Consider the following 21438-nt stretch of genomic DNA (forward strand, 5'->3'; position numbering starts at 1 on the left):
GGTCGGCGCTCTATGATCCGCAAATCGGCTCGGGTGTCGTTCCGCTTTCACCCGGTTGCGCCGTCTAACCCAAAGCGGACAACTGATGTGCTACAAAAACCGGACAACTCCAAAAGCTACCGACAGAACCTGCGGCCTCTCGAGCGCAGGTGAAAGGCCTTTCCATGTGCTTCAATTGGAATCTCAAGGGCCAAGGGGAATAGCGACTGTCGCAAACACGGTCGTTCCCTACAACCGGTTCTTCGCCCGATTTGCGTAAGGGGCAGGCGGCCGTTGAAGCCGACCGCCAGGAGTCTCGGGAGTATTAGAGTGCTACTTGCCGGCGTCACCGCCCTTTTTGTACCTAGTTGCCCGGCTTGTTCTTGAGCGCCTGCTCGATCTCGTGCTTGATGGCGTCGAGGTTGAACGAGGCCGGGTCCTGCATCGGCGGATAATCGATAGCCGTCTTGGCCAGGTCCGCCACCGCTTGCTGGACGCTGACAAACCGCCAGAACTCGCGCCCGAAGAAGTCGTTCATGTAGCCGCCGCCCTGGTCGTTGAGGCTCTGTTGGGCGATCGAAGGCGTCCGCTCGAACGGGTCCTGGCGGATGTTGACCATCGTCGGCATGTCGGTCGTCACCTTCGCACCGGGCCAGCCCTGCGGCTGGGTGAAGAATTGGAACTTGAAGTCGCCGATACGGATGGCCCCGAGGTGCGGCCCACCGAAGTAGAAGAACTCGTTGCGCGCCGACGGCCCATTGCCCAGCAGCAGGTCGAGCTGATTGTAGCCATCGAGGTGGTTCTTGTAAGTGTGGTCGCCAAGTTGCACGCCCTTGAGCAGCTGGTCGGTGATGTTGGGGTTGCCGGCCGCCGCGAGCAGCGTCGGGAACCAGTCGAGCGACGAAAAGATGCCGTTCTCGACCGTGCCCGCCTTGACCTTGCCCGGCCAGCGGATGATCGCCGGTACACGGAAACCGCCTTCATAGACGGTGCCCTTGGTCGCCTTGAACGGCGTCATGCCGCCATCGGGCCAGGTGAACACCTCTGCACCATTGTCCGTGGTAAAGATGACGATGGTGTTGTCGGCCTCGCCGGAATCCTCGACGCATTTCAGCAAGCTGCCGACGCTGTCGTCGAGCTGCTGCATGCCGGCTTCCTCGAGCCCGTAGTTCGAGGTGCTGTTCATCAGCGCCTGGTATTTCGGCGACAGGAAGGTCCAGACATGCATGCGCGTCGTGTTGTGCCAGACGAAGTACGGCTTTCCGTCGGTCTTCGCCTTGTCCATGAAATCGCATGAAGCCTTCACCAGCACATCGTCGAAGGTGGTCATGTCGTACTTCGCCTTGGGCGTGATTTCGTGCATGTTAGGCACGTGGGACATGTCGGGATATGGCGCCAGCGGACCCTCGTCGACTATCCTCTGCTTGCCGATCTTGCCCCAGCGCGGCTGCTCGGTCGGGTCGTCCGTATCGGTCGCGTAGGTATGCAGCAAATCGCGCGGTCCGACCTTATCCCTGTAGGACTGGTCGTCCGGGAACGAGTACCAATAGGGATCCGACATGGCGTCGAGGTGGTAGAGGTACCCGAAGAACTCGTCGAAGCCATGCACCGTCGGCAGATACTTGTTCAGATCGCCCAGATGGTTCTTGCCGAACTGCCCGGTCTCGTAGCCTTGGGCCTTAAGGGCGGCCGCCAGTGTCGCGGCCTGGTCCGGTATGCCAACATCTGCGCCGGCCTGGCCGACGGTGGTCAGGCCCGTACGCAGGGGAATCTCGCCGGTAATGAAGGCTGCCCGGCCAGCGGTGCAGCTTGCTTCCGCGTAATAGTCCGTGAACATCATGCCTTGGGAGGCAATCTTGTCGAGGTTCGGCGTCTTCCCGGACATCATGCCCCGGTGATAGGCGCCGACGTTGAACCAGCCGATATCATCGCCCATGATCACCAGGATGTTGGGTTTAGGCTGGTTCTGAGCGTGGCTCATTGATGTGGTGCCCAAAAGAGCTGCGCCGATGGTCATCGCCGTTGCAATACAGGCTGCTGCTTTCATGTCGCTGATCCTCCTTCGGACGGTCCTGGTCGCGGCGACCAAGGCCGGTTTTGATCGCATGCGTTTGCCTCTGAAATCTCAGGCCGAAGTCCGGCCCAATGCCGACACTCGCGCCGTCATTCCTCTTTCCTGATTGGTCTGGATTTGGGGTGGCTGTCCGGGTGCCCGGGCGATGGCAGAACCCCGGCATTAAGCAAAGCTATACTTACGCCGTATTTGCCGTAGCGATATTGTCCTTAGGTGAAGCTGTTTCCGGCCTCCCGAGCACGTGCACATCGCGCTTATTGCTTGGCAGCAAACGGCAAGTCCTTGGCAGGGCAGCGATGCTGCTAACGGCAGCGGAGCAATGACCGAGGCGACGAAATTCCCGCGAAAGTGTTTTCGACATTTCAGGACGCATTGGCCCAATGGGAATCGATGCGGTGACGCGCATCGTCGGCTTCTTCGTTGCGGCTATGGGCGGCGAACTCGTACGATGAGGGCGGCTTGCACAGGCGATGAACGACCTAGTCTAGTTATTCATCCTCACTAGTGGGGAAGACAAACTTTTCTCGTTCGTCGTACGCAACTTCGATCGCACCCTTGGTCTTATCGGCAATGCGTCTGAGGTAATTGTACATATGATGATCCTTCAGATCCGCGAAGGAGATCGAGCGCCAGAACGCGCCCAAGGCAATTCGCGTTGCATCGTGAATAGGCAGCCAAACGAAATCTTGCGCCTGGAGAAGAATTACCTCGGGACCGGTATGATCGTAGGGACCGTATATTTCATCCGGTATGAAACTCGGCGGAAGCATTGGGACGACATCGTTCTCATCAACGACTCGGGTCAGTGGCAGAAGGCCCAGCTTCCTTACCCCCGCGGCGGTCGTGAATCTTGGCTGTCCAAACGTCACCACCCGTTTGACCGCCACGCCGTCCTCGATCAGGTAGATCGATAGAAGAGCTGCGACAGCCCCGCCGAGCGAATGCCCCGTCACATACGTCTTGTAGCCGGTCCTCAAATAGGGCTTCACATCGGTGTAGATCGCGCGAGCTATTCGATCGAAGCCGGCGTGAACGGGAATGTTGATCTTGCGGTCCCGGCGCTCGGCAAGATCAATGTCCTCGAATAGATTGGTCTTGTCGGCCGTTCCACGCACCGTGATGAATTGTGTTCGTGCGGCATCATTTCGCTCAAGGAAGTACAAGACACTCGTTTGCCCGGGTGAATCTATCCGAACAGTAAAGGGATATTTCGACTTTATTTTTTCTTTTGAAGCATAGGCCGCATTGGACCGTTCTGCAAATGCATAGATTTCTTCGAAATCGACCTTGTGGGGGACAATCTTTGAGCCAAGGCTCAGGATCAGCGCGCTCGGTGGCCCCGCACACGAGGTCAGCAGCGAAGCGCAAGTCAATGCCATTGCTGCCGCTCTTAGGTAGCACAGCATGTCAGGGCTCTCACTTTTGCCAGACCGCGGTGACGCGAAGCGCTCATGCCACCATCCTGCCCGGCAGCATGACGGTGTTGGCTCTGGCCCGGTCCCGAGCCACCGACAGCCACGCCCCGCTCGGCCGCTCAAAATGGCTCCCAGTCAGCTGCCGATTGAAATCTCAGAGGATAAATCCAACGGCTTCGCATGGGATTCAGCGGCTCTAGTTATCTGAAGTTATCGCCGGGTTGCGGTCGGCTGTTGTGAAGTCCATCGTGAATGGCTGTCCGCCGATACCCTGAGCAAGAGCGGGGGCAAACTCGACGGGTGTGCACTGGTCCACAGCGTTTATCGCCGCCGCGATGAACTGCTTATGGGCATTCTCGTCGCCCGTCACGTCGATGGCCGTGGGTTGCGGCGGACCGATCAGCGACCCATCGCGGTTAAAACTGAAGCTCAGCGTGACCGAGGATTTCGTAATGCCTGCCGGCGGTTTCCAGCACGCCAGGATGGCTTTGCCGACCTGATCCATGGCCGTCAGCGGGTCTGCGTTGGCCGGCAAAGCCGAGAGGGTCAAAACGGCCAACCAGGCAAACAGTCTCGCCTCACCGAACATAATCTTCCTCCTCAGTCGGCCGTGCCTTTTGGAAAGATACGCTTCCAATCCTTCTTCATGCTGATGACCAGCCAGCCATTGTTCGTGGCCTCGTTGTAGAGTTCCTGGGTGAACGTGCCGACCTTGGTCTCGGGCAGGCCCTGTGCGGGCCCGTAGGCATATTCCCGTTCGGCATCGTCGTGCAGAACGAGCATGCCGAGTCGGGCACCGGCGCCGGCCGTCGTGTACTCCAGCATCTGCCTGTCGCCGATCGAATTGCCGAACGCAATCACAGGGCGACGTCCGATCATGAGGTGAATTCCTTGCGGCTTGCCGGCATCATTGTCGTTGAGAAGGAGCTTGGGTTCCTTGGTCAGGGTAGGCCGACCATTTTTGTCGTAGCCAAATCTTATCCCGCCAGCAGTACCGACGACCTGCTCTGGCGGGATGCCGTAGGTGGCCTCCGAGTAGACCCGCACAAAATCCTGACCGCCGCCGGTCACGATGAAGGTCTTGTAGCCGTTGGCGCGCAAGAAGCGGAGAACCTCCTGCATGGGTTGGTAGGAGAGCGCGGTATAGGGGCGCTTCCAGCGCGGATCCCTTGTCGCCGCAAGCCACTTCTCGACCTCGGCCTTGAAATCATCGACAGTCATGCCTGTCAGCGTGGCTGCAAGGAGCTTTTCCAGGTCCGCCATCGGCAGCTTGGCGATCGCTTCGCGATCGCCCGTCAGCACCGTCTTGAACGGTTCGACCTCCCTCAACTCCGGCTTGGCGGCGACCAGCGCCGGCACACGGTCGAGACAGTAGATCACCTGGCTGTACATAGGATGCTCGACCCACAGCGTGCCATCCTGATCGAAGGCAGCGATCCGCTCGGCCGGCGGCACGAAATATGGGCTGCCCTGCTGGGTGGTTCCCCATACGAAATCGAGTATCGCCTGTTTTGCCGTCCCGTCGTTCCAGGACGGCAACGGGTCGTCTTGCGCCTGCGCGGGCGCAGCCGTCCACATTGCGCCGGTTGAAACCAGCACCGCCGCCAGCGTCACGATCAGCTTGCGGCGAGTGATCTCGAAGCGATGGAGAATTCTCATCTCGCGCCTCCTCGTCGATTTGAGGCCTACCGCTGGAATGGCGGATCGCTCGGGCGCGTATCATCGTGACCGGGCTCCCAGGCAATCCTGGTGACCGCCGAATGCTCCTGCCGGCCGCGGGAGGGAGGCAATCAACCTTACTCATCGGCAATATTACGGAGAATTGCTTTATGCGATATTGCCCTTTGGGGAAAAAAAGCGCCCCGACAGTAGCTGCTATGCTCATCCCTGCCTGTGAAGTTGAGCCTCCGACGCGCTGCTTGTCACGCCATCCGATAGGTTGCGCATAACAGAGAGCTATCCGCTCTTTTTCTGTGCTTGCTAGAGAAACATCTGTGGGCGAACCTTTTGCTACTGTGCCGGCATGTTGCTAGGATCGATCCAGAGAGACACTATCGGTCAAATCCTTGAGTCGCGGCCTAGGCGGCGCGAGAATGTTCGGAAAGTGACGGTGCCATGGCCTCGAAGCAACTGGCGACTGTCTCACCTGGTCTCCTGTGGGGACTTTTGTTGGCCTTGCTCGGCTCCCCGGCAGCCGCGGACAGCAGCTCCGTCGGGTTGAGCTTCACGACCGATCGAGAGGCCAACGATCTTGCGCTTCCCAAAGACGCCAAGGTTGAAATCAGTGCGTCCCACAGTTTCGATACCGGTGTAATTCTCGGCGCATCTGGTGAGTATACCAACACGGCCTTCAGCGACAGCGCCACTCTCAAGCTCGAAGGTACCGTGGGCTATCGCGTGGAGCTGGGCGGTCTCTTCTCGGTGACCGGCAGCGCCGGACTGGGCGAGAACATACAGACAAACGGGTCGGGGAACGATTTTCCATATTACGTCCTCCGCATAGGCGCTGACGTTAAGGCCACCGAAAAGGTGACCTGGAATATCGTTACATTCAGATATCGGGACGCCTTCGATCCCGACAACGATTTCCTCACCCCCCAGCTCGCCACGGGACTCTCATACGACCTCGATGAGCACAATTCGATATCGGGCGTGGCGCAATACAACTGGAAGGACTGGGATCCCGACTCGGTCGGATTGGAGCTTGGCTACAAATACCGGTTCTAACGCTCGTCTTGCGAGGCTCAGAGAATCGCAAGCTCTACCAAAGGCTGGCGCGTAGGAAGATCGCTTTTCCGTTGGCCTGCGACAGAATTTCGCGCGAATGCGATGCTTGTCTATTTGAGCAAGCTCGTCACCTCGGATACGAGGCTCTGACCCCTCCGATCAGAACCGAATCTTGACCCCAATGAGTGGCCCCTGCAATGCTACGTCAAGCAGAAATCGATTATGCTCGAAATCGACCGCAAGGTAGCGATAGCCCGCTTCCAGCGTGACCCGGTCGTTGTACTGGTATTGCAGCGTGCCCAGCACCTGCCAGTCGATCTCGGCGCCCGCGCCGAAGCCCCCGACATCGGCCTCGGCGTGGAGTCCGAACCCGTTGCCGAGGCCAACACCGCCAGCCACACCAACCAGCGGATCGACCCAGGTCGTGCTCCCGCTGGCCTCTCTCACATCGCCGCGAGGGCCGGTAAGGGTCAGATCCGGGTTCAGGTACCAGAGCCGTCCACCCGCCAGAAAGTCCAACGTCGCGGTACCATAGTCGACGACCCGATAGGAACCGCCGAAGGTCCATATTATCAAGTTCAGGTCCGCCGAGGCCGAAGTAGGCAGACGTTCGCGGGATGATCCGTCGGCCTCAAGTCCGATATACATGAAGTCGGTGAAAATGGCGTAAGGGCCATTGCGCGCCTCGCCGGCAAGCATAACTGGCGGGGGCCACCAATCGATATGGTCGAAAATCTGATCGAAATCGACATTGAGATTCGCCTGCGGAAGGCGGCCGACGCCGAGACTACCGTGGAGGCCTGCTCCCCAGAAATAGGGCTCTAGCGTGAAGCTCCAGGCGGGCGCCGCCGCAGGCGCGGTTTCAGGGGGCGGCGTCTCGGCATCCGCAGCCATCGTCGGCGTCGCAGCAAGCACCACCGCCAGTCCTGCCCAGGCCGGCAATATCGCTCGGATGAGACTCATATCAAAGTCCCCTCAAGATCTTGAGGACATGTGTACACCCATTCCCCGCAGCATCACTAATGAACGCGCGAGATCAATTGCTTTTTTTTCAGAATGTTGCCTTGCGGCCACCATTCCCACAGGTTGGAGAGATGGGCGCCGTCAAGGTTCACCTTTGCAGACCGGAAGGTCAACCATTGCGTTACCGGCTGAGTTCGCCTTCGCCAGCTTGATAGAAAATTGATCAGCAACGGAAGCCACTGGAGCTGAGCCGTTGTCTGATGTGTTGGCGATCCCGGGCGAGCGGCCTTTCATCGAGCCGCCCGCCCGGCTTCTTCTCCAATTCGCGACTAGCCGGCAGTCGCATGCATCACCTGCAAGCATCCGAGTTACTGGCTCGGGTGTGACATTCCGTTCCTGATCTGCTCGGTGACCTGATCCAGGTTCCAGCTCTCCGGACTCTGAAGGGGAGGAAACTTTTTGTAGCTCTCGAGTTCCTTGAGCCACAGCTGCTGGCCGATAGGCAGCATGTTCCAGTCGTAGATATAACCCGTAACCGGCCCTGCAAGCGCACCGGCGAACGAATTGGGTTCCGTCTTGTTCCATGTGCCCGAGGTAACGGCCTCCTCGAATGGATCGCGCTTGAGGTTCGTCATGCTGGCCATGAACTGCGTCTGGACTCCGGGGAACGCGAAGCCTATGGAAGTTTCGGGCGCGATCGCGAAATACAGCTTCCAGTTCTTGTAGCGCACTGCTGACGGCCGCGGGCCGGCATAGTAGAACAAGGTGTCACGCGCGGACTTGTCCGTCTTGCCCAGCAAGTAGTCGGTCTGATCGAAACCGTCGAGTGTGGTCTTGACGATCCCGGGATAGCTGCCGGCCTCGATCTGCTTCTTGAGGCCGTCGCCCTTGGGTCCGCCGGCGATGTCGACGAGCGTGGGCAGCCAGTCGAGGCCAGAGAAGATCTCTGACTTGATGGTGCCGGGCTCGATGTGCCCGGGCCAGCGGACGACCAGCGGCGCACGCATGCCGCCTTCCCATGTGTTCATCTTCGAGCCCTTGAACGGCGTGGTGCCGCCGTCGGGGTAGGTGAAGACCTCAGCGCCATTGTCGGTGGTGAAAACGACGATGGTCTTGTCAAGCTGGCCCATGTCCTCGAGCTTCTTCAGCACATAGCCGATGTTGTCGTCCAGCTGCTTCATGCCGGCCTCGTTGACGCCCCAGTCCTTGCCGCCGCGCTCACCAACCATGGCCATGTACTTGTCGGACAGCACGGTGGTGATGTGCATGCGCGCGGGGTTGTACCAGACGAAAAACGGCTTTTGGGTCTTCGCCGGGTCGTTGCGGTCGAGGAAATCGATGACTTTCGCAGAAATCTCCTCGTCCACCCCCTTCGAGCGCTCGAGGGTCAGCGGGCCCTGATCCTGACACGTCTGGTTCTTCGACGTGCCATCTGAGGATCGACACCAGAGCACATTCCGCGGCGGCGTCAGGCATGTTGTTGTCCTGGGATCGACGGCCGCAGGATCCTCCGAAAGCCCGGGGATCGGCGTGTTCCTGCAAGGTGGGGCGACTCCCTGCTCGGTCGTCGTCTTGTTGATGTCGAGGAAACTCACCTGCTGCATGGCATCGAGGTGATACAGGTAGCCCCAGAACTCCTGGAAGCCGTGCGCGGTCGGCAGGGCATCGGTGTGATCTCCCAAATGGTTCTTGCCGAACTCACCGGTGTTGTAGCCGAGATCGTACAGGAATTTGGCAACGGACGGCGTGCCGGGCCGCAGATAGGACGGGCTGCCGGGTAGTTGCGGCGGGATCATGCCGGTGCGCAGGGGATTCATGCCGGTCAAGAAGGCATTGCGCCCCGCCGTGCAGCTCTGCTCAGCGTAGTACGTCATGAACTTCGCGCCTTCCTTGCCGATACGGTCGATGTTCGGCGTTTCTCCCACCATCAGGCCCTGGTGGTAGATGCTCGGCTGCATCCACCCAATGTCGTCGCCCATGATGAAAAGGATGTTGGGCTTGGCATCTTGGGCCTGGCTCAGTGACGTGCTGCTCAGCATTGCGGAGCCGGCTGTTATCGCCGCCGCAAGACAAGTTGCTGCTTTCATAACGCTACTCTCCCTCGGAAGACCTTGGTCACCGCGGCCAAGGCCGGTTTCGAATCGCGCGCGGAGCCTCTGGCTTGCAGGCAAAGTCTGACCGCGATGCCGGCATTCCGCGCGGTCATTCCACGTTTCTGGCTTGTCTCGAATTGGGGTTGTCGCCCCGTCCGTTCTGGGCGGTGGCAAACCCCAGCGTTAAGCAAAGTTATTACTTACCCAAAGCTTGCCGTAGCGATATTGACCTTTGGGGAAGCTTAACGGCCGCCGAGGGCGTCGCTGATAGCGGCGATCAGCGTTTCCGGAGGAAATGGCTTGCGCAGGTAGGCCACGCAACCCAATTGGGCAGCGGCCTTTCGGACGGCCTCTTCTTCGATTGCGGTAATGAAGATTATCGGCAGGTCGGAGCTCATTGTTGTGAGCCGCCCCCGCAGCTCGAGACCCGACATCTTTGGAAGCTGAATATCCAGAACCATGCAGTCCACCTGGCTGGTGGAATGCCTGCCGAGAAAGGCCTCGGCAGATTCATATGCTTCGACGTTGAACCCCTCGACCGCCAGCAGGCGTTGGATGCTTCTCAACATGCTGGCATCGTCTTCCACGACGGCAATGACGGGCGATCGACCCTCCACGTCTCACCTTTCCGCGACCCTTTGCTCGGGCGCATGGCAGGCTCAATTACTGGGCCGAAATCCCGCGCTGCATATTGTCCTTTCGGGAAAATTGGCCTTTCTACAGGTTGAAACGTGAAATCGACAGTTCGGTTGCCCTCCAGCATGATCCCGAACCAAGGTCAGCGTAGCAAAGAGGTGCGGATATTTCGGATAGGATCATGGTGCAGATTGGTCATCGATCATGCCGAGCCGTTCGGCGATTGAGACCGCCTCAGCCAGCGAACGTGCTCCAAGCTTCTCCATGATACTGCGGCGATGCGCCTTGACGGTTCTCTCCGTCGTGCCGAGCTCGAATGCAACCTGCTTATTGCGCTTGCCGCGCACGATGAGATCGAAGACAAACGCCTCCCGCTTCGTGAGACTAGCCACGAGCGCATTCAGCCTGATGTTGCGCTCATGCTCGGCCGAACGCTGTTGGCCGAGCAGCATCGCCCGCTTGATGGCCGCAAGCAAGTCGCTGCTCGAGGCGCTCTTCTCGAGGAAGTCTTCTGCGCCTGCTTTCATTGCACGGACTGTCGTGGAAATGTTGCCGTAGCCGGTCAAAAACACAATCGGTAGTTGTGGCGCCACCTCGGCGAGCCGGTCCTGTAGTTCCAGCCCATCCAGCCCTGGCATGTTCAGGTCGAGCAAAATACAGCCGGGTTCATCTGTCGGCAGCCTGGCCAGCAGCTCCGCGCCCGAGGCATAGCCCGCAGATCGATAACCGGACAACTGGACCAGCCGCCCGACTGAGGTGCGAAACGACATGTCGTCGTCGACAATATGCACGATCGGAGCCGCTGAGCTCATGATGTCTGCGCCATTGGCAAAATGACTCGGACGATGGCGCCGCCTTCAGGCCGGTTCTCGGCCCAAATCCTTCCACCGTACGACTCCACCACAGTGCGGGAGATCGTGAGGCCGAGGCCCGTGCCGCCGGCCTTTGTCGTATAGAAGGTCTCGAAGATGCGCGTGAGCTTCTCGTTGGGAATCCCGGTCCCGGTGTCGGCGATCGAGACGTCCACCTGTCCGGCATCAACGAGCCCTGTCTTGAGCATGAGCTTTCGCTCCGCCACCCCCAGCATAGCATCCATGGCATTGGTGGCGATATTGAGGATTACCTGCTGCAAATGCACCCTGTCGGCCCGCACGGGAAGCTGGCCTGAAGGTCGAAGGAAGTCGATCTCAACCTGCCGACGTTCTGCTTCGCCATGCAGGATCTGGAGCGCGTTTGCCACGACCTCATTGACGTCCAGCTCCTGCCATTCGATCTCGCCGCGCTTCTTGAGCATGCTGCGAAGCCCGGCGATGATGTCGCTGGCTCGCTGGTCGTCATCGCGGATATCAGCGAGAATCTGCCGCATAAGACCGAGATCCGGATTTGCGCTTTTCAGGACGAGTTCGGCAGCCCTCGTGTTGTTGCGGATCGCGCCGAGTGGCTGGTTGAGCTCGTGGGCGATCGATGCCGACAACGCGCCGGCGGTCGCCGACTGGTTGAGATGCACGACTTCGAGGAGACGGCTGCGGGCAACTCGTTCGGCGGTTGCACGACGACGCCGCTCCATAAGCAGCGCGCCGATGGCGAGAGCCTGGACCGCGACGATTGCGAAGGTGAGCAGGATTGCCACGTGATGCTCCTGCCACACCGACTTCTCCTCGAAGGACAGGACCGTTCCCGGCGGTAACTTGCTTTCTAGCAAGCCCCAGCGCTTCAGCTCTCTGGCATCGGCGAGATAGGTTTGCGGCACGATGACGTCGGCCATTGGCTTGTTGGCGAGCGCGGCCAACGCGAGGTCCGCAACCGCGCTGCCCATCGCTTCAAACGTGGAGGTACTCGTGCCGACGATACCCTCGCCGACATAGGTCGAGTACGGACCATAGCTGGGCGCAGTGGCGGCTTTCGCAAGCTGTCCAGCAACGTCTCGCGAAGGAAGGTTTCGGCCGCTGCTGTCCTTGAAGACCGTCAGGATCAACAGAATTGTATCGCGCGGGAGTTCGGAAACACGCTTGACGAATTCGTCGACCGTGAGATCGGTAAGATATATCGTCTCATAGGGCTGTTCGAGCTTAGCGATATCGCGCTTTGCCGCGTCGAGCCACTCTTTGTCGAACGGGGAGGAGCCAACCACGACCACCAGTCGCCGTGCGTCAGGCTGAAGGCCGCGCGCCATTGCGATGGTCTTCCTGATATCGAATTCGGAAACCGCACCGAACACTCCGTCAGGCAGATGCAGGCGGGATGCTTCGGAGCCACTGATCCCCGTGTAGACGATACGTGCCTCGGGAGCGATCGTATCTCTGTATTTGACGATGAAGCTGATCGACTCTGGCCCCAGCGCCATCACGACGTCGGGGCGGACAGGAGCATACTTTCCGGCCAGATAGCGCGCCATGTTGGCAATGTGGCCTTCGTCACGGAACCGCGACTGGTCAAGGAACTCGCTGAATAGCTCGATCTTGCCGTGGGTGGCTTCGATGAGCCGTGTTCTGGCGATTTCGCCACCGATGCTCGTCGCCGGCAGCCGCTCGTCATATGGATAGAGGATAAGAACCCGAGGCACTCGCCCGACAATTTGGACCGCAAGGCCGCCGATCGTACTGAAACAAGCGAGCAGCAGGACGAACAACCCGAGGGCGGTACTGGCCAGGCTGCTCCACCGACAGCTGACGAGACCTCGCATGCAGGACCATCATTGTTAGTCGACTGAAGATTATAACGGACAATGCTAGTCGACGTCACAATAATATCTTCCAGCCCTTCCAGTGTAAAGAAGGTCCTACAACACGGCGTGAACCGACAACTGCTGGTTTAGCCCAAAGTATAATGTTTATTTAACTTCAATAGCAATCAATGATGAAAGATGTTCCATTATGGGCCACTTCGGGATCAATTCGGCGACCAGACCGTACGGGACGTAGAATGGCAGCTCAGCGCGGGCACCCTGGACAGGTGCCCACGCTCGCTGTTTCGGGCCGCTCGAATTGGGTTTAGCCGTTGAGGGGCTCAAGCGAAATCCGCCTGCCGTCCGGGCTGACCGTGCAAGATAGATCAGTGCCGCCGCCGCCGGAATCTATTTGCAGCCGAAAATTGTCACCTGCGCCGGGTCCCATCCAGGCTACGTTGGCTGTAGCGGCGCCGTTGAACTTCGCGGTCCCTGGAGCAGCGCTGTTATAGGCGTCGGCGTGTCTAAGGCAGGCATCGATCTGCGCCTTCGACGGAGCGTCCGCAGCTAAGGCTGCGCCGGCCGACAAAGACAATGCCAACATGGCAATTGACAGATGCTTCATGACTTCGTTCCTTTCCCTTCGGCTTGCACGCAAATCTCGCGGCAAGGCGCGTCCTCTCGTTGCGGGTGATGCAGCGATAACAACGGACCGCGCAGCACCCGACGGCAAGCCTACTGCACGGCTCGGGGAAGCAATATTGTCCTTAGGGGAACGCAGGCAGCAAGCTCGGTTGATTGTTTCGTCAGAGGCGCCGCCAAAACTGCGAACTGCCCGTCTCTCAGGAGGATATCCATGGGCTGCCGCCCGTATTGGACAGCAGCGCCAAAGGTCGCAGGCGCGCAGCTCATCACGTTGACCTCCCCAAAGAACAATTGTTCTTGATTACAGAAGACCTGCTTCTGCAACTTCCGGTTCGACGCGCGCTGCTCTTTCGCGGGCATCGGCGAGGCATAAACTCAGGCCGAGCACGCCCTCGGTTATCGGCGAACTGTCTTCAGGAAAGGATCGCCACTAACGTCAGGCGAGCTTGCCGCAATTGCGGCGCTCGGGTAGGCATTCCCCCATGACGACGCACCGCTTTACCGCCACCGAATGGCAGAACGTGCTTGGCACGCTGCCTCCCGCCCTCACCGTCGCCTCGGGCGACATTGTGATCACCGAAACGATCGATGCGCACGGCATCGACAAGGACGGTGTGCAGCGCGCAGCCGAGCCGAACCCGATGAACGGCCCGATTTTCGTGACGGGCGCCGAACCGGGCGATGCGCTGAGGGTTGAAATCCTGCGCATGACTCCGATCCGGGCAAGCGGCTGGACCCGCGCTTCGCTCGCCGGAAATGTCGTCGACCCGGAATTCGTCCGTGGCCTGCCGCCGCGCGACAAGGTGAACTGGCGCATAGATCGGCAGGCGCTGACCACGACGCTGGACCCGGCTGTGCCGGGCCTTGAGGATTTCGTGCTTCCGCTCGAGCCGATGATCGGCTGCTTCGGGGTCGCGCCGGCCATCGGCCAAGCCTTTTCCACAGCGACCAGCGCCGAGAACGGCGGCAACATGGATTACCGCGGCTTCTGTCCCGGCGCGACTGTATGGTTCCCGGTCGCGGTGCCCGGCGCGCTGTTCTTCCTCGGCGACTGTCACGCGACGCAGGGAGACGGCGAGATCGTGGGCACCGGCATCGAAACCTGCTTCGAGGTCGAGGTACGGTTGACGGTGGAAAAAAACCGCAAGCTTGTCTGGCCGCGCGGCGAGAACGCCACCGACATCTTCTCGGTCGGCAACGCACGGCCGCTCGACCAGGCGCTGCAACACGCGACGACAGACATGTTCAACTGGCTGACCAGCGACTACGGCCTGAGCCCTCAAGCAGCGAGCCACCTGATGGGACAGGTCGTCCGCTACGACGTGGGCAATGTCTTCGATCCGGCTTTCACCATGGTCTGCCGTATCGGAAAGAAGTGGTTGTCGAAACGTCGAGGGGCATGATCGCTGCGAATCGTGGCAAGCCAGGCCGCCATATCGAGGCGGCCTCGGAACCCTGACCGAGGCGCCTGCGATCACTCCGCGCCTTGCGCAGGCAGGAACCATTCAATAGCACGGCGGATAGGGATAGTAGCCGCACTGATTGTAGTTGTAGTCATTGTACCAGGGGCGCGCCGCGGCAGTTGCTCCTAGGGCAAAGCCGGCGGCGCCCACACCCGGCGCGGCGTACCAGGCACCGTGGTATTCCGGGGCATGCCAGTAGTTGTAGTTGCTGTGGTCGATATTTATGTTTCGGTCATAATCGTATCGATTATCGCCGAAGCGGTCGCCGCCAAAACGGTCATAGCCACCACCGACACGGTCGAAGTCTCCGTGAAAGCCGCCAGCGGCAAAGTCGCCGCGACCACCAAGGCCGCCCCCGCCGAGGCCGCCTCCATGGAAGCCTCCAAACCCGCCACGGTCGATGAAAAGTGCCGCGGGCCCGCTCGATCCATTGAGGCTCCCTTCCAGGACAGAAACCTCGAAGGTAAGATTCCCTCCTTCGAGCTTGGGCGCCCGCAGCACCACCACCGCATCGCTGACTTTGGAGCCGTCGCCGCCCAGGGTGGATATTGTGGCGTTGGGCGGATCGTTGAAGAAGTTGTTCTTTCCTTCGTCCCACTGCATGATGAACTGTTCGGTGGTTACGTGACCGGCAGCACGCACGGGACGATCGGCGAAAACGATCGAGTTTGCCGCGACACCGGTCATGGTCAGCTTGTTATTGTCCAGCGTCGCGCCCGACGAGTTGACGACGAAGAGCGAGGGGACCGGCCCCGTCGGAGTGACGCGGCCGATGCTCTTCTGGAGAGGCACGTTCGGCTTGGCGCCCGAGTCTTGCGCAGACGCCTGGAAGGTCGCCGAGCAAAGGCCGCCGGCAATGAGCGCGAGGCACGCGAGATTCCTGGTAAACATGGCTGGGCTCCTTTCCTGTCGCCTTTTGATCGTTCGGAGCGCGGAATCCTCCTGCGGCACAGTCGGAACGGATCCTGTGCTCGATCCGTAGGTCTGAGTTGGCCGTGACTTCCGGCAAGATCCGCTCCCAGTCTCGCCAGCGTCGCGATCAGCTTGCGGCGAGTGATCTCAAAGCGATGGAGGATTTTCCATGTCGCATCTTCTCATCGATTTGTGACCTGCCGCTTGGATTGGGTGAATCGATCGGCGCGACCGGGCCCGCGGGCGATCCGGGTGACTGGTCCTGCAGGCCCCGGGCAAACAGGCGCAATCGACGTGACCCGTCGGCAATATTACGGAGAACTGCTTCGAGCGATATTGCCCTTTGGGGAAGCACGCGCCCTCGGCGTAGCTGCTATGGCCATCGGAAAGCAACCAGGCTGCGACAGCGCGGACGTGAAGCCGTCGTTGGACCGGGAGAGGGTATCAAGGAGCCTGTCGGCGGATATGCCGGCACCGCGGCCGCCGCACCCGGCACGCTGAACACGGATGAAGTCGTTCTGGGGGCCAGTGCCGGTGCGATCGTCTTCAATCCCTATTACCTTACTGCCCTATTGCCCTGCAACCTTGCCTGATGCCGCAAAAAGAGCCTGCAAGCGACGAAACCAGCCGGAACCCTGCCGTGAGCCTTTTTACGGTCGCGATCCTCCTGCTGGGCACAGTTGGGCTTGCGGCAATGCCGTTCATGATTCTCCCGCTCTGGCTGGCGGCCCCATCCGGGCCGCATCCCAGCGACGACGCCATGATCGCTCATTGGGAGCTTCATCGTGACACGTTCGAGGAGTTGGTCTCGATGGTGCATGACGACACCCGCCTCAAGCGGCTCGGGAAGGACTATACCGAGCCGGAGGATTTGCAGGCGGCAGGGATCTCGCCGGAGCGGCTGGCGCTCTACCGCGAGTTATGTCGCAGAGCGGGGCTGCCGGGCGGATTCTTTCGGGAGGGGCGTTCCGTTGAGTTTCTCTTCCACGCCTCCGGGATCCCGGTCAGCGGATCGGCCAAGAGCTTCGTCTATGACGAGGCGCGCCCGTCCGGCGACGAGGTCACGGGCGACCTGGAGAAAGCCGCCGCCGAATTGGGTACTCATCTCGTCTACCGACGCATTGCCCCGAACTGGTGGCTGCTGCTGGAGTGAGCCAACTCCAGCTCTTTGTTTATCTATCGGATTTGTCCGAACACCGCTGCGCACTCGTGGGTCCGATGCGCTAATCGCCGTCCAGCAGCTCGATATGTGTAATCGCAAGGCAGCCATTGACTCGCTTGAATCCGACGGCAATGAGATAGAGCCGGCCGTGCAGCACGCCCTCGTACTCGAAGCGGCACCTGAGTCCCCGACAGACCGGTTCTCCGACAGATCCACGCAGCGCAGAGGTGTGTGCGTTCATCAGCATCCCGTCAAGTTCGGCCAGACCGCCTATATGGAAAGCGCGGTCTTCATCCTCGACAATTGAGTGCACGACCTTCACCGCAATCCCGCCGGTCGAGGCCTGGCCAGGCAGCTCGGCAAGCCGGTCGATCTCGTAGAGCTTCGCGAATTGTCGGGCGGCAGCATCCGGACTCGCAGAAGGACAGGTTTTGCCCGTTGCGCCAGTCGAGACTAGCAGCGCAGCAGTCAGGGCAGCCAAATGGATTCGGCGGCTCATTGCGGCCCCTGCCGGACAATCCAGGCCTTCGTGAAACGTCCCACGCACACCATCCTGGGCTCGCCGTCCCTGATAACAGCGAGGCGATGCAGTTCCTCTCGCTCGCTGGTCGGTGCCGCGCCTGGATAGCGCGTCTCCAGGTAGGTTCGTCCGTCGACCCGTAACCATCGGCTTTGGGCGCCCCCGCAATCATGCGTCAGGAAGACCTCCGCGGGATGCACGCCCTGCAAGCGCATGAGAAGATCTTGTCGGGGGTCGACGGCGGCTGCGTCCAACGCCTCGGGAAAATCGAAGTAGGTGGCGCTGCAGCCGCGGCCGGCCCCGCTCGAGAAAGTCAGATGAGCAAGCTCCCGTGGCTGTCCGTCATTGGCGAAATCAGCTCGCACATAGCCGCTCAGCATCGTCTTGTTGCCCGGGAAATCCGCCTTTGCCCGGACTTGCCGTTGCTCCTCATCCGGCAGCTCGCGCAAGGGCAAGCCCTCTGCGCCACCCTGAGCGACGGTGCGGCACAGTTGGTCGTCGGCATGGTCAAGCGCCCGGAATTCCTCCGTTACCTGGGTGTCGAAGGTGCAGCCGAGGTGAAGGGCACCGCCCGGCAACGCGAAGGCGAGGTAGCGCAGATACCCGGCCTCCTCCTCGGCAAATCCGAGCAGATACGCCCGGCCGCGATGAAGAAGCCAGCGCTGACCGAACAGGAGGTCGCCTGAATAGTCGAAATCCTAGGGCATCAGCATCACAGGCTGGCCGCTCCGGTCCAGGATCTCCTGGTCGTCACCATGGGCGGTTCCGGAGCTCTCCGTTCCAAGCACCGTCTCGAAACTCCCATCGCCGTCGATATCGAAGACCCCGGAACGGATGGTGTAATCTTTGATGTCCGCGGGCGGGATGGCGGCTACATAGCCGCAGGCCGCCGCGATCTCCTCGCGTGTCGGCGGGCCGACCTGGCCTATCGCGGTTTCGGCATGCGCGCCGCCGGCCACGATCAACGCCAGCGCCGGCCATGAAGCAAGCGGGCCGACACGAAACCTGGTTTCGGGCCCGTCCGCGATCTTCCCGCGCCTCACGAGCATCCCTCGGGGTAGTCTAGATAAGGCTCCCTCCCCGCCCAGAATTCGATCACCTTTCCGTCCGCAATATGGAGGCGAATCCCGCCCTGGTCGGACGGTTCTACCAGAGCCCACTGTGAAAGGGCTCCGATCGGGTGCGGCACAAGCGGCAGGGCCGGGCCGTAGCGACGCCGAACCTCGGCAAGCGTGGCCCCGATCCCAATCCCGGCCGCCGTCGTGACGGAAGGTGTCGGGCCATCCTGAGGCTTCAGGACGTCGATGCGGGTAATGCGGTCGGCCACGACCATGTAGGCAATGCCGGGATCGGCTCCGTCCGCGCGCCCGGCGAACCAGCACGCCTCCTGGCGGTCACCTGTGACCGGCGCGAGCGTCGCACCGAGCGCCTCTTCCGCCTCCGCCACACTCATGCCCAGCCTGACTGGCCCGAGGCGGTCGGCCTGGAGAATGCCCTCGGCAGCCGCGAATTCTCCGGAAAGGCCCAGAAGCCCTGCCGCCAAGATGATCCACAGCCACCGTCTCATCGGGCCCCTCCGCCGTCCGATAGCATGGCAGACTTTCGGGCTCGGCGGTAGGGCAGTAGGGCAGTAGGGCAGTAGGGCAGTAGGGCAGTAGGGCAAAGCGTCTGCTGCTGCGATCTAATTGCAAGTCAATCCTGTCGGCCGCTGACTACACCGCCACTATGTCGTGCCGCCCCCTTGTTTCCGCCCTCTCCCTACTGCCTTATTGCCCTATTGCCCTATTGCCCTGCCCTTCACCGCCACCCCAGCGCGGGAGCCACGTGCTTCAAAATGGCCTCGATGACATGAGCGTTGTAGTCGACGCCGAGCTGATTGGGGACGGTGAGCAGCAGCGTGTCGGCCTCGGCAATGGCCTCGTCCTTCGACAGCTGCTCGACAAGGGCATCCGGCTCGGAGGCATAGTTCCGTCCGAAGATCGCACGGGTGTTCTCTTCGATGAAGCCGATCTGATCGCTGCTCTGGTTTCCTCGCCCGAAATAGGTCCGGTCGCGATCGTCCATCAGCGCGAAGATGCTGCGGCTCACCGACACTCGCGGCTCGCGTTCGTGACCGGCCGCTTTCCAGGCCGCGCGGAAGGCTCGGATCTGATCGGCCTGCTGGACGTGAAACGGCTGTCCGCCCTCGTCGAATTTGAGCGTGGAGCTCTGCAGGTTCATCCCCAGTTTCGCTGCCCATTCGGCGGTCGCGTTGGTCGCGGCACCCCACCAGATGCGGTCGCGCAGGCCCTCGGAATGGGGCTCCAGTCGCAGTAGACCGGGCGGGTTGGGGAACATCGGCCGCGGATTGGGCTCGGCGAACCCCTTGCCGCGCAGTACCTCGAGGAAGACCTCCGCGTGGCGACGGGCCATGTCGGCATCGGTCTGTCCTTCCGGTGGGGCGAAGCCGAAGTAGCGCCACCCGTCGATCACCTGCTCGGGCGATCCGCGGCTGATGCCGAGCTGAAGCCGTCCGCCGGCAATGAGGTCGGCAGCGCCCGCATCCTCGGCCATGTAGAGCGGATTCTCGTAGCGCATGTCGATGACGGCCGTGCCGATCTCGATGCGGCTGGTCTTCGCGCCGACGGCTGCCAGCAGCGGGAATGGCGAAGCGAGCTGGCGAGCGAAGTGATGCACTCGGAAATACGCGCCGTCCGCGCCCAGCTCCTCGGCGGCGACGGCGAGCTCGATAGACTGCAGCAGCGCGTCGGACGCCGACCGCGTCTGCGAGTGGGCCGAGGGTGTCCAGTGTCCGAAAGACAGGAAGCCGATCTTCTTCATTGCGTGGATGTAGGAGCTGCAGGTTACGGTTCAATGAAAGGAGCGGCGCTGGGACGCCGCTCCGTGGTCTCGGCGCACGACTTCGCGAGCGCCGCGAACTCCAAACCGTCGGCCCCGCCCCTGTCGCGTGCTGCAACTCGAGCAAGTGCGGGGCGCTTCCCCTGAGCGAGCCGGGACGGACCCTTGCTCGCTCCCAAACCTGGCACGATCCACTCCAATGAAGGATCGCCTGTTGCCCCCGCCGCGGTCCGTCACTTGTTCAGCGTTTTCATCATGCCCGGCGAATAGCGGTCGCCTGCCGCGGCGCCGGCTGGCGCAACGGCATCGAGCATCCGCAGATCGTCATCGGTAAGCACGACGTCGACCGCTGTGGCGTTCTCTTCGAGATATCGGATACGGCGTGTTCCGGGAATCGGAACCGTCCCCATTCGCATGGTCCAGGCGATGGCAAGCTGCGAGGGCTTCACGCCTTTGGCGTCGGCGAGGGCGATGATGCGTTCGATCAGCGCCATGTTGGCGACAAGCGCGCTATCCTGGAAACGCGGGTCGCTGTGCCGAAAGTCAGTCCGGTCCAAGCCGTCGAGGGTCTTCAGCGCACCGGTCAGAAACCCTCGGCCTAGCGGGGCGTAGGACACGAAGCCGATACCGAGCTCCCGCACCGTGGCCAGCACGCCGTTCTGCTCCACGCCGCGTTCGAACAGCGAATATTCGGCCTGCACAGCGGTCAGCGGATGTGTCGCGTGGCCCCTGCGGATCGAGGCCGGCGAGGCTTCCGAGACGCCGAGGAAGCGCACCTTTCCTTCGTCCACCAGCCGAGCGAGCCCGCCGATAGTCTCCTCGACCGGAACGTCGGTGGCAATCCTGTGGAGATACAGAAGATCGATCACGTCCGTGCGCAGGCGCCGCAGCGACCCCTCTACCTCCTGGCGGAGATATGCCACGTCGCCGGTGACGACTGGTTGGCCATCGACGACAGCCAACCGGCCGGCCTCGGTGAAGCGGAAGCCCACCTTGGTCGCGAGCACGATGCGGTCGCGCTTGCCTGCGAAAGCCTTGCCGAGCAGCTCCTCGTTGAGGAATGGGCCGTAGACTTCGGCGGTGTCGAAGAAGGTGACCCCGAGCTCGAGCGCCCGCGCCAACGTGGCCAGATTTTCGCTTTCGTCACTCGGACCGTAGGTTGTGCTCATTCCCATACACCCCAGCCCTTGCGCGCTGACGGCGAGCCCCTGGCTACCGAGTTCCACAGTAGCCATGGACGTGGGGCGGATCGTCTGTTCAGTCCTGATATTCATGTTCATCGGAAGGTCTCCTTGATTGAGAGCCTCCTTAAAGCCCGACCGGTTTCCGCAGGGGTAGCTCGATGC

The 21438-nt window shown here is 61.1% G+C and carries 20 protein-coding genes; 4 read left to right on the forward strand and 16 right to left on the reverse strand.

The genetic code is table 11. From position 1 onward, the window contains the following. Positions 1-343: 343 nt before the first annotated feature. From SAZ10_RS21080 to SAZ10_RS21095, 4 genes are all read right to left on the reverse strand, one after another. Positions 344-2026 (reverse strand): arylsulfatase, encoded by a 1683-nt coding sequence (locus SAZ10_RS21080; protein WP_412535259.1) that lies wholly within the window; start codon positions 2024-2026, stop codon positions 344-346. A 515-nt stretch (positions 2027-2541) separates the two neighbouring features. Further along, positions 2542-3432, reverse strand: a complete 891-nt coding sequence (locus tag SAZ10_RS21085) for a lipase family protein (protein WP_318611336.1) — start codon at positions 3430-3432, stop codon at positions 2542-2544. A gap of 232 nt (positions 3433-3664) precedes the next feature. Further along, positions 3665-4057 (reverse strand): hypothetical protein, encoded by a 393-nt coding sequence (locus SAZ10_RS21090; RefSeq protein WP_318611337.1) that lies wholly within the window; start codon positions 4055-4057, stop codon positions 3665-3667. Positions 4058-4068: 11 nt separating this feature from the next. Next, positions 4069-5127: an HAD family hydrolase gene (locus SAZ10_RS21095; protein ID WP_318611338.1), complete on the reverse strand. Its 1059-nt coding sequence runs from the start codon at positions 5125-5127 to the stop codon at positions 4069-4071. Between the two features lie 456 nt (positions 5128-5583). Between SAZ10_RS21095 and SAZ10_RS21100 the strand changes: the two genes are divergently transcribed. Continuing rightward, positions 5584-6195 (forward strand): outer membrane beta-barrel protein, encoded by a 612-nt coding sequence (locus SAZ10_RS21100; protein ID WP_318611339.1) that lies wholly within the window; start codon positions 5584-5586, stop codon positions 6193-6195. Positions 6196-6354: 159 nt separating this feature from the next. Here SAZ10_RS21100 and SAZ10_RS21105 read toward each other — a convergent pair whose 3' ends face one another. From SAZ10_RS21105 to SAZ10_RS21130, 6 genes are all read right to left on the reverse strand, one after another. Beyond that, positions 6355-7158, reverse strand: a complete 804-nt coding sequence (locus SAZ10_RS21105; RefSeq protein ID WP_318611340.1) for a hypothetical protein — start codon at positions 7156-7158, stop codon at positions 6355-6357. Between the two features lie 368 nt (positions 7159-7526). Continuing rightward, positions 7527-9245 (reverse strand): arylsulfatase, encoded by a 1719-nt coding sequence (locus SAZ10_RS21110; protein ID WP_412535260.1) that lies wholly within the window; start codon positions 9243-9245, stop codon positions 7527-7529. 248 nt (positions 9246-9493) lie between these two features. Further along, entirely contained in the window at positions 9494-9847 is a 354-nt protein-coding gene (locus SAZ10_RS21115; protein WP_318611557.1) for a response regulator, read from the reverse strand. Positions 9848-10066: 219 nt separating this feature from the next. Then, on the reverse strand, positions 10067-10699 hold the full coding sequence (locus SAZ10_RS21120; protein WP_318611341.1) for a response regulator transcription factor: 633 nt from the start codon (positions 10697-10699) through the stop codon (positions 10067-10069). After that, positions 10696-12570 (reverse strand): ATP-binding protein, encoded by a 1875-nt coding sequence (locus SAZ10_RS21125; protein WP_412535261.1) that lies wholly within the window; start codon positions 12568-12570, stop codon positions 10696-10698. The genes SAZ10_RS21120 and SAZ10_RS21125 overlap by 4 nt, the downstream gene beginning before the upstream one ends. Positions 12571-12877: 307 nt before the next feature. Beyond that, a complete protein-coding gene (locus SAZ10_RS21130) occupies positions 12878-13177 on the reverse strand; it encodes a hypothetical protein (RefSeq protein WP_318611343.1) in 300 nt (99 codons plus the stop codon). 502 nt (positions 13178-13679) lie between these two features. Between SAZ10_RS21130 and SAZ10_RS21135 the strand changes: the two genes are divergently transcribed. Then, the gene (locus SAZ10_RS21135; protein WP_318611344.1) at positions 13680-14600 is read left to right on the forward strand and encodes an acetamidase/formamidase family protein; all 921 of its coding nucleotides are present in this window, start codon (positions 13680-13682) and stop codon (positions 14598-14600) included. 102 nt (positions 14601-14702) lie between these two features. On the opposite strand, the gene SAZ10_RS21140 is transcribed toward SAZ10_RS21135, so the two are convergent. Next, complete coding sequence (locus SAZ10_RS21140; protein WP_318611345.1) at positions 14703-15551, reverse strand: hypothetical protein; 849 nt, start codon at positions 15549-15551, stop codon at positions 14703-14705. 661 nt (positions 15552-16212) lie between these two features. Here SAZ10_RS21140 and SAZ10_RS21145 point away from each other — a divergent pair. Continuing rightward, complete coding sequence (locus SAZ10_RS21145; RefSeq protein ID WP_318611346.1) at positions 16213-16725, forward strand: hypothetical protein; 513 nt, start codon at positions 16213-16215, stop codon at positions 16723-16725. 70 nt (positions 16726-16795) lie between these two features. On the opposite strand, the gene SAZ10_RS21150 is transcribed toward SAZ10_RS21145, so the two are convergent. Further along, entirely contained in the window at positions 16796-17233 is a 438-nt protein-coding gene (locus tag SAZ10_RS21150; protein ID WP_318611347.1) for a hypothetical protein, read from the reverse strand. Between the two features lie 191 nt (positions 17234-17424). Here SAZ10_RS21150 and SAZ10_RS21155 point away from each other — a divergent pair, with 191 nt between their 5' ends. Beyond that, positions 17425-17940 carry a hypothetical protein gene (locus SAZ10_RS21155; protein WP_318611348.1) on the forward strand — a complete coding sequence of 172 codons (516 nt, stop codon included), beginning with the start codon at positions 17425-17427 and terminating at the stop codon, positions 17938-17940. Positions 17941-17952: 12 nt separating this feature from the next. On the opposite strand, the gene SAZ10_RS21160 is transcribed toward SAZ10_RS21155, so the two are convergent. The 4 genes from SAZ10_RS21160 to SAZ10_RS21175 form a co-directional block, all read right to left on the reverse strand. Further along, positions 17953-18297 carry a hypothetical protein gene (locus SAZ10_RS21160; RefSeq protein ID WP_318611349.1) on the reverse strand — a complete coding sequence of 115 codons (345 nt, stop codon included), beginning with the start codon at positions 18295-18297 and terminating at the stop codon, positions 17953-17955. Next, positions 18294-18821 carry a hypothetical protein gene (locus SAZ10_RS21165; RefSeq protein ID WP_318611350.1) on the reverse strand — a complete coding sequence of 176 codons (528 nt, stop codon included), beginning with the start codon at positions 18819-18821 and terminating at the stop codon, positions 18294-18296. Before SAZ10_RS21165 ends, SAZ10_RS21160 begins: the two co-directional genes overlap by 4 nt. Positions 18822-19051: 230 nt before the next feature. Then, positions 19052-20074, reverse strand: coding sequence for an LLM class flavin-dependent oxidoreductase (locus tag SAZ10_RS21170; RefSeq protein WP_318611351.1), 1023 nt, complete (start codon positions 20072-20074; stop codon positions 19052-19054). 251 nt (positions 20075-20325) lie between these two features. Beyond that, positions 20326-21327 carry an aldo/keto reductase gene (locus SAZ10_RS21175; protein WP_318611558.1) on the reverse strand — a complete coding sequence of 334 codons (1002 nt, stop codon included), beginning with the start codon at positions 21325-21327 and terminating at the stop codon, positions 20326-20328. Positions 21328-21438 lie beyond the last annotated feature (111 nt).

It is taken from the genome of Mesorhizobium sp. BAC0120 (genome assembly GCF_033542235.1).
In the GTDB taxonomy this organism is placed as follows: domain Bacteria; phylum Pseudomonadota; class Alphaproteobacteria; order Rhizobiales; family Rhizobiaceae; genus JAWRCU01.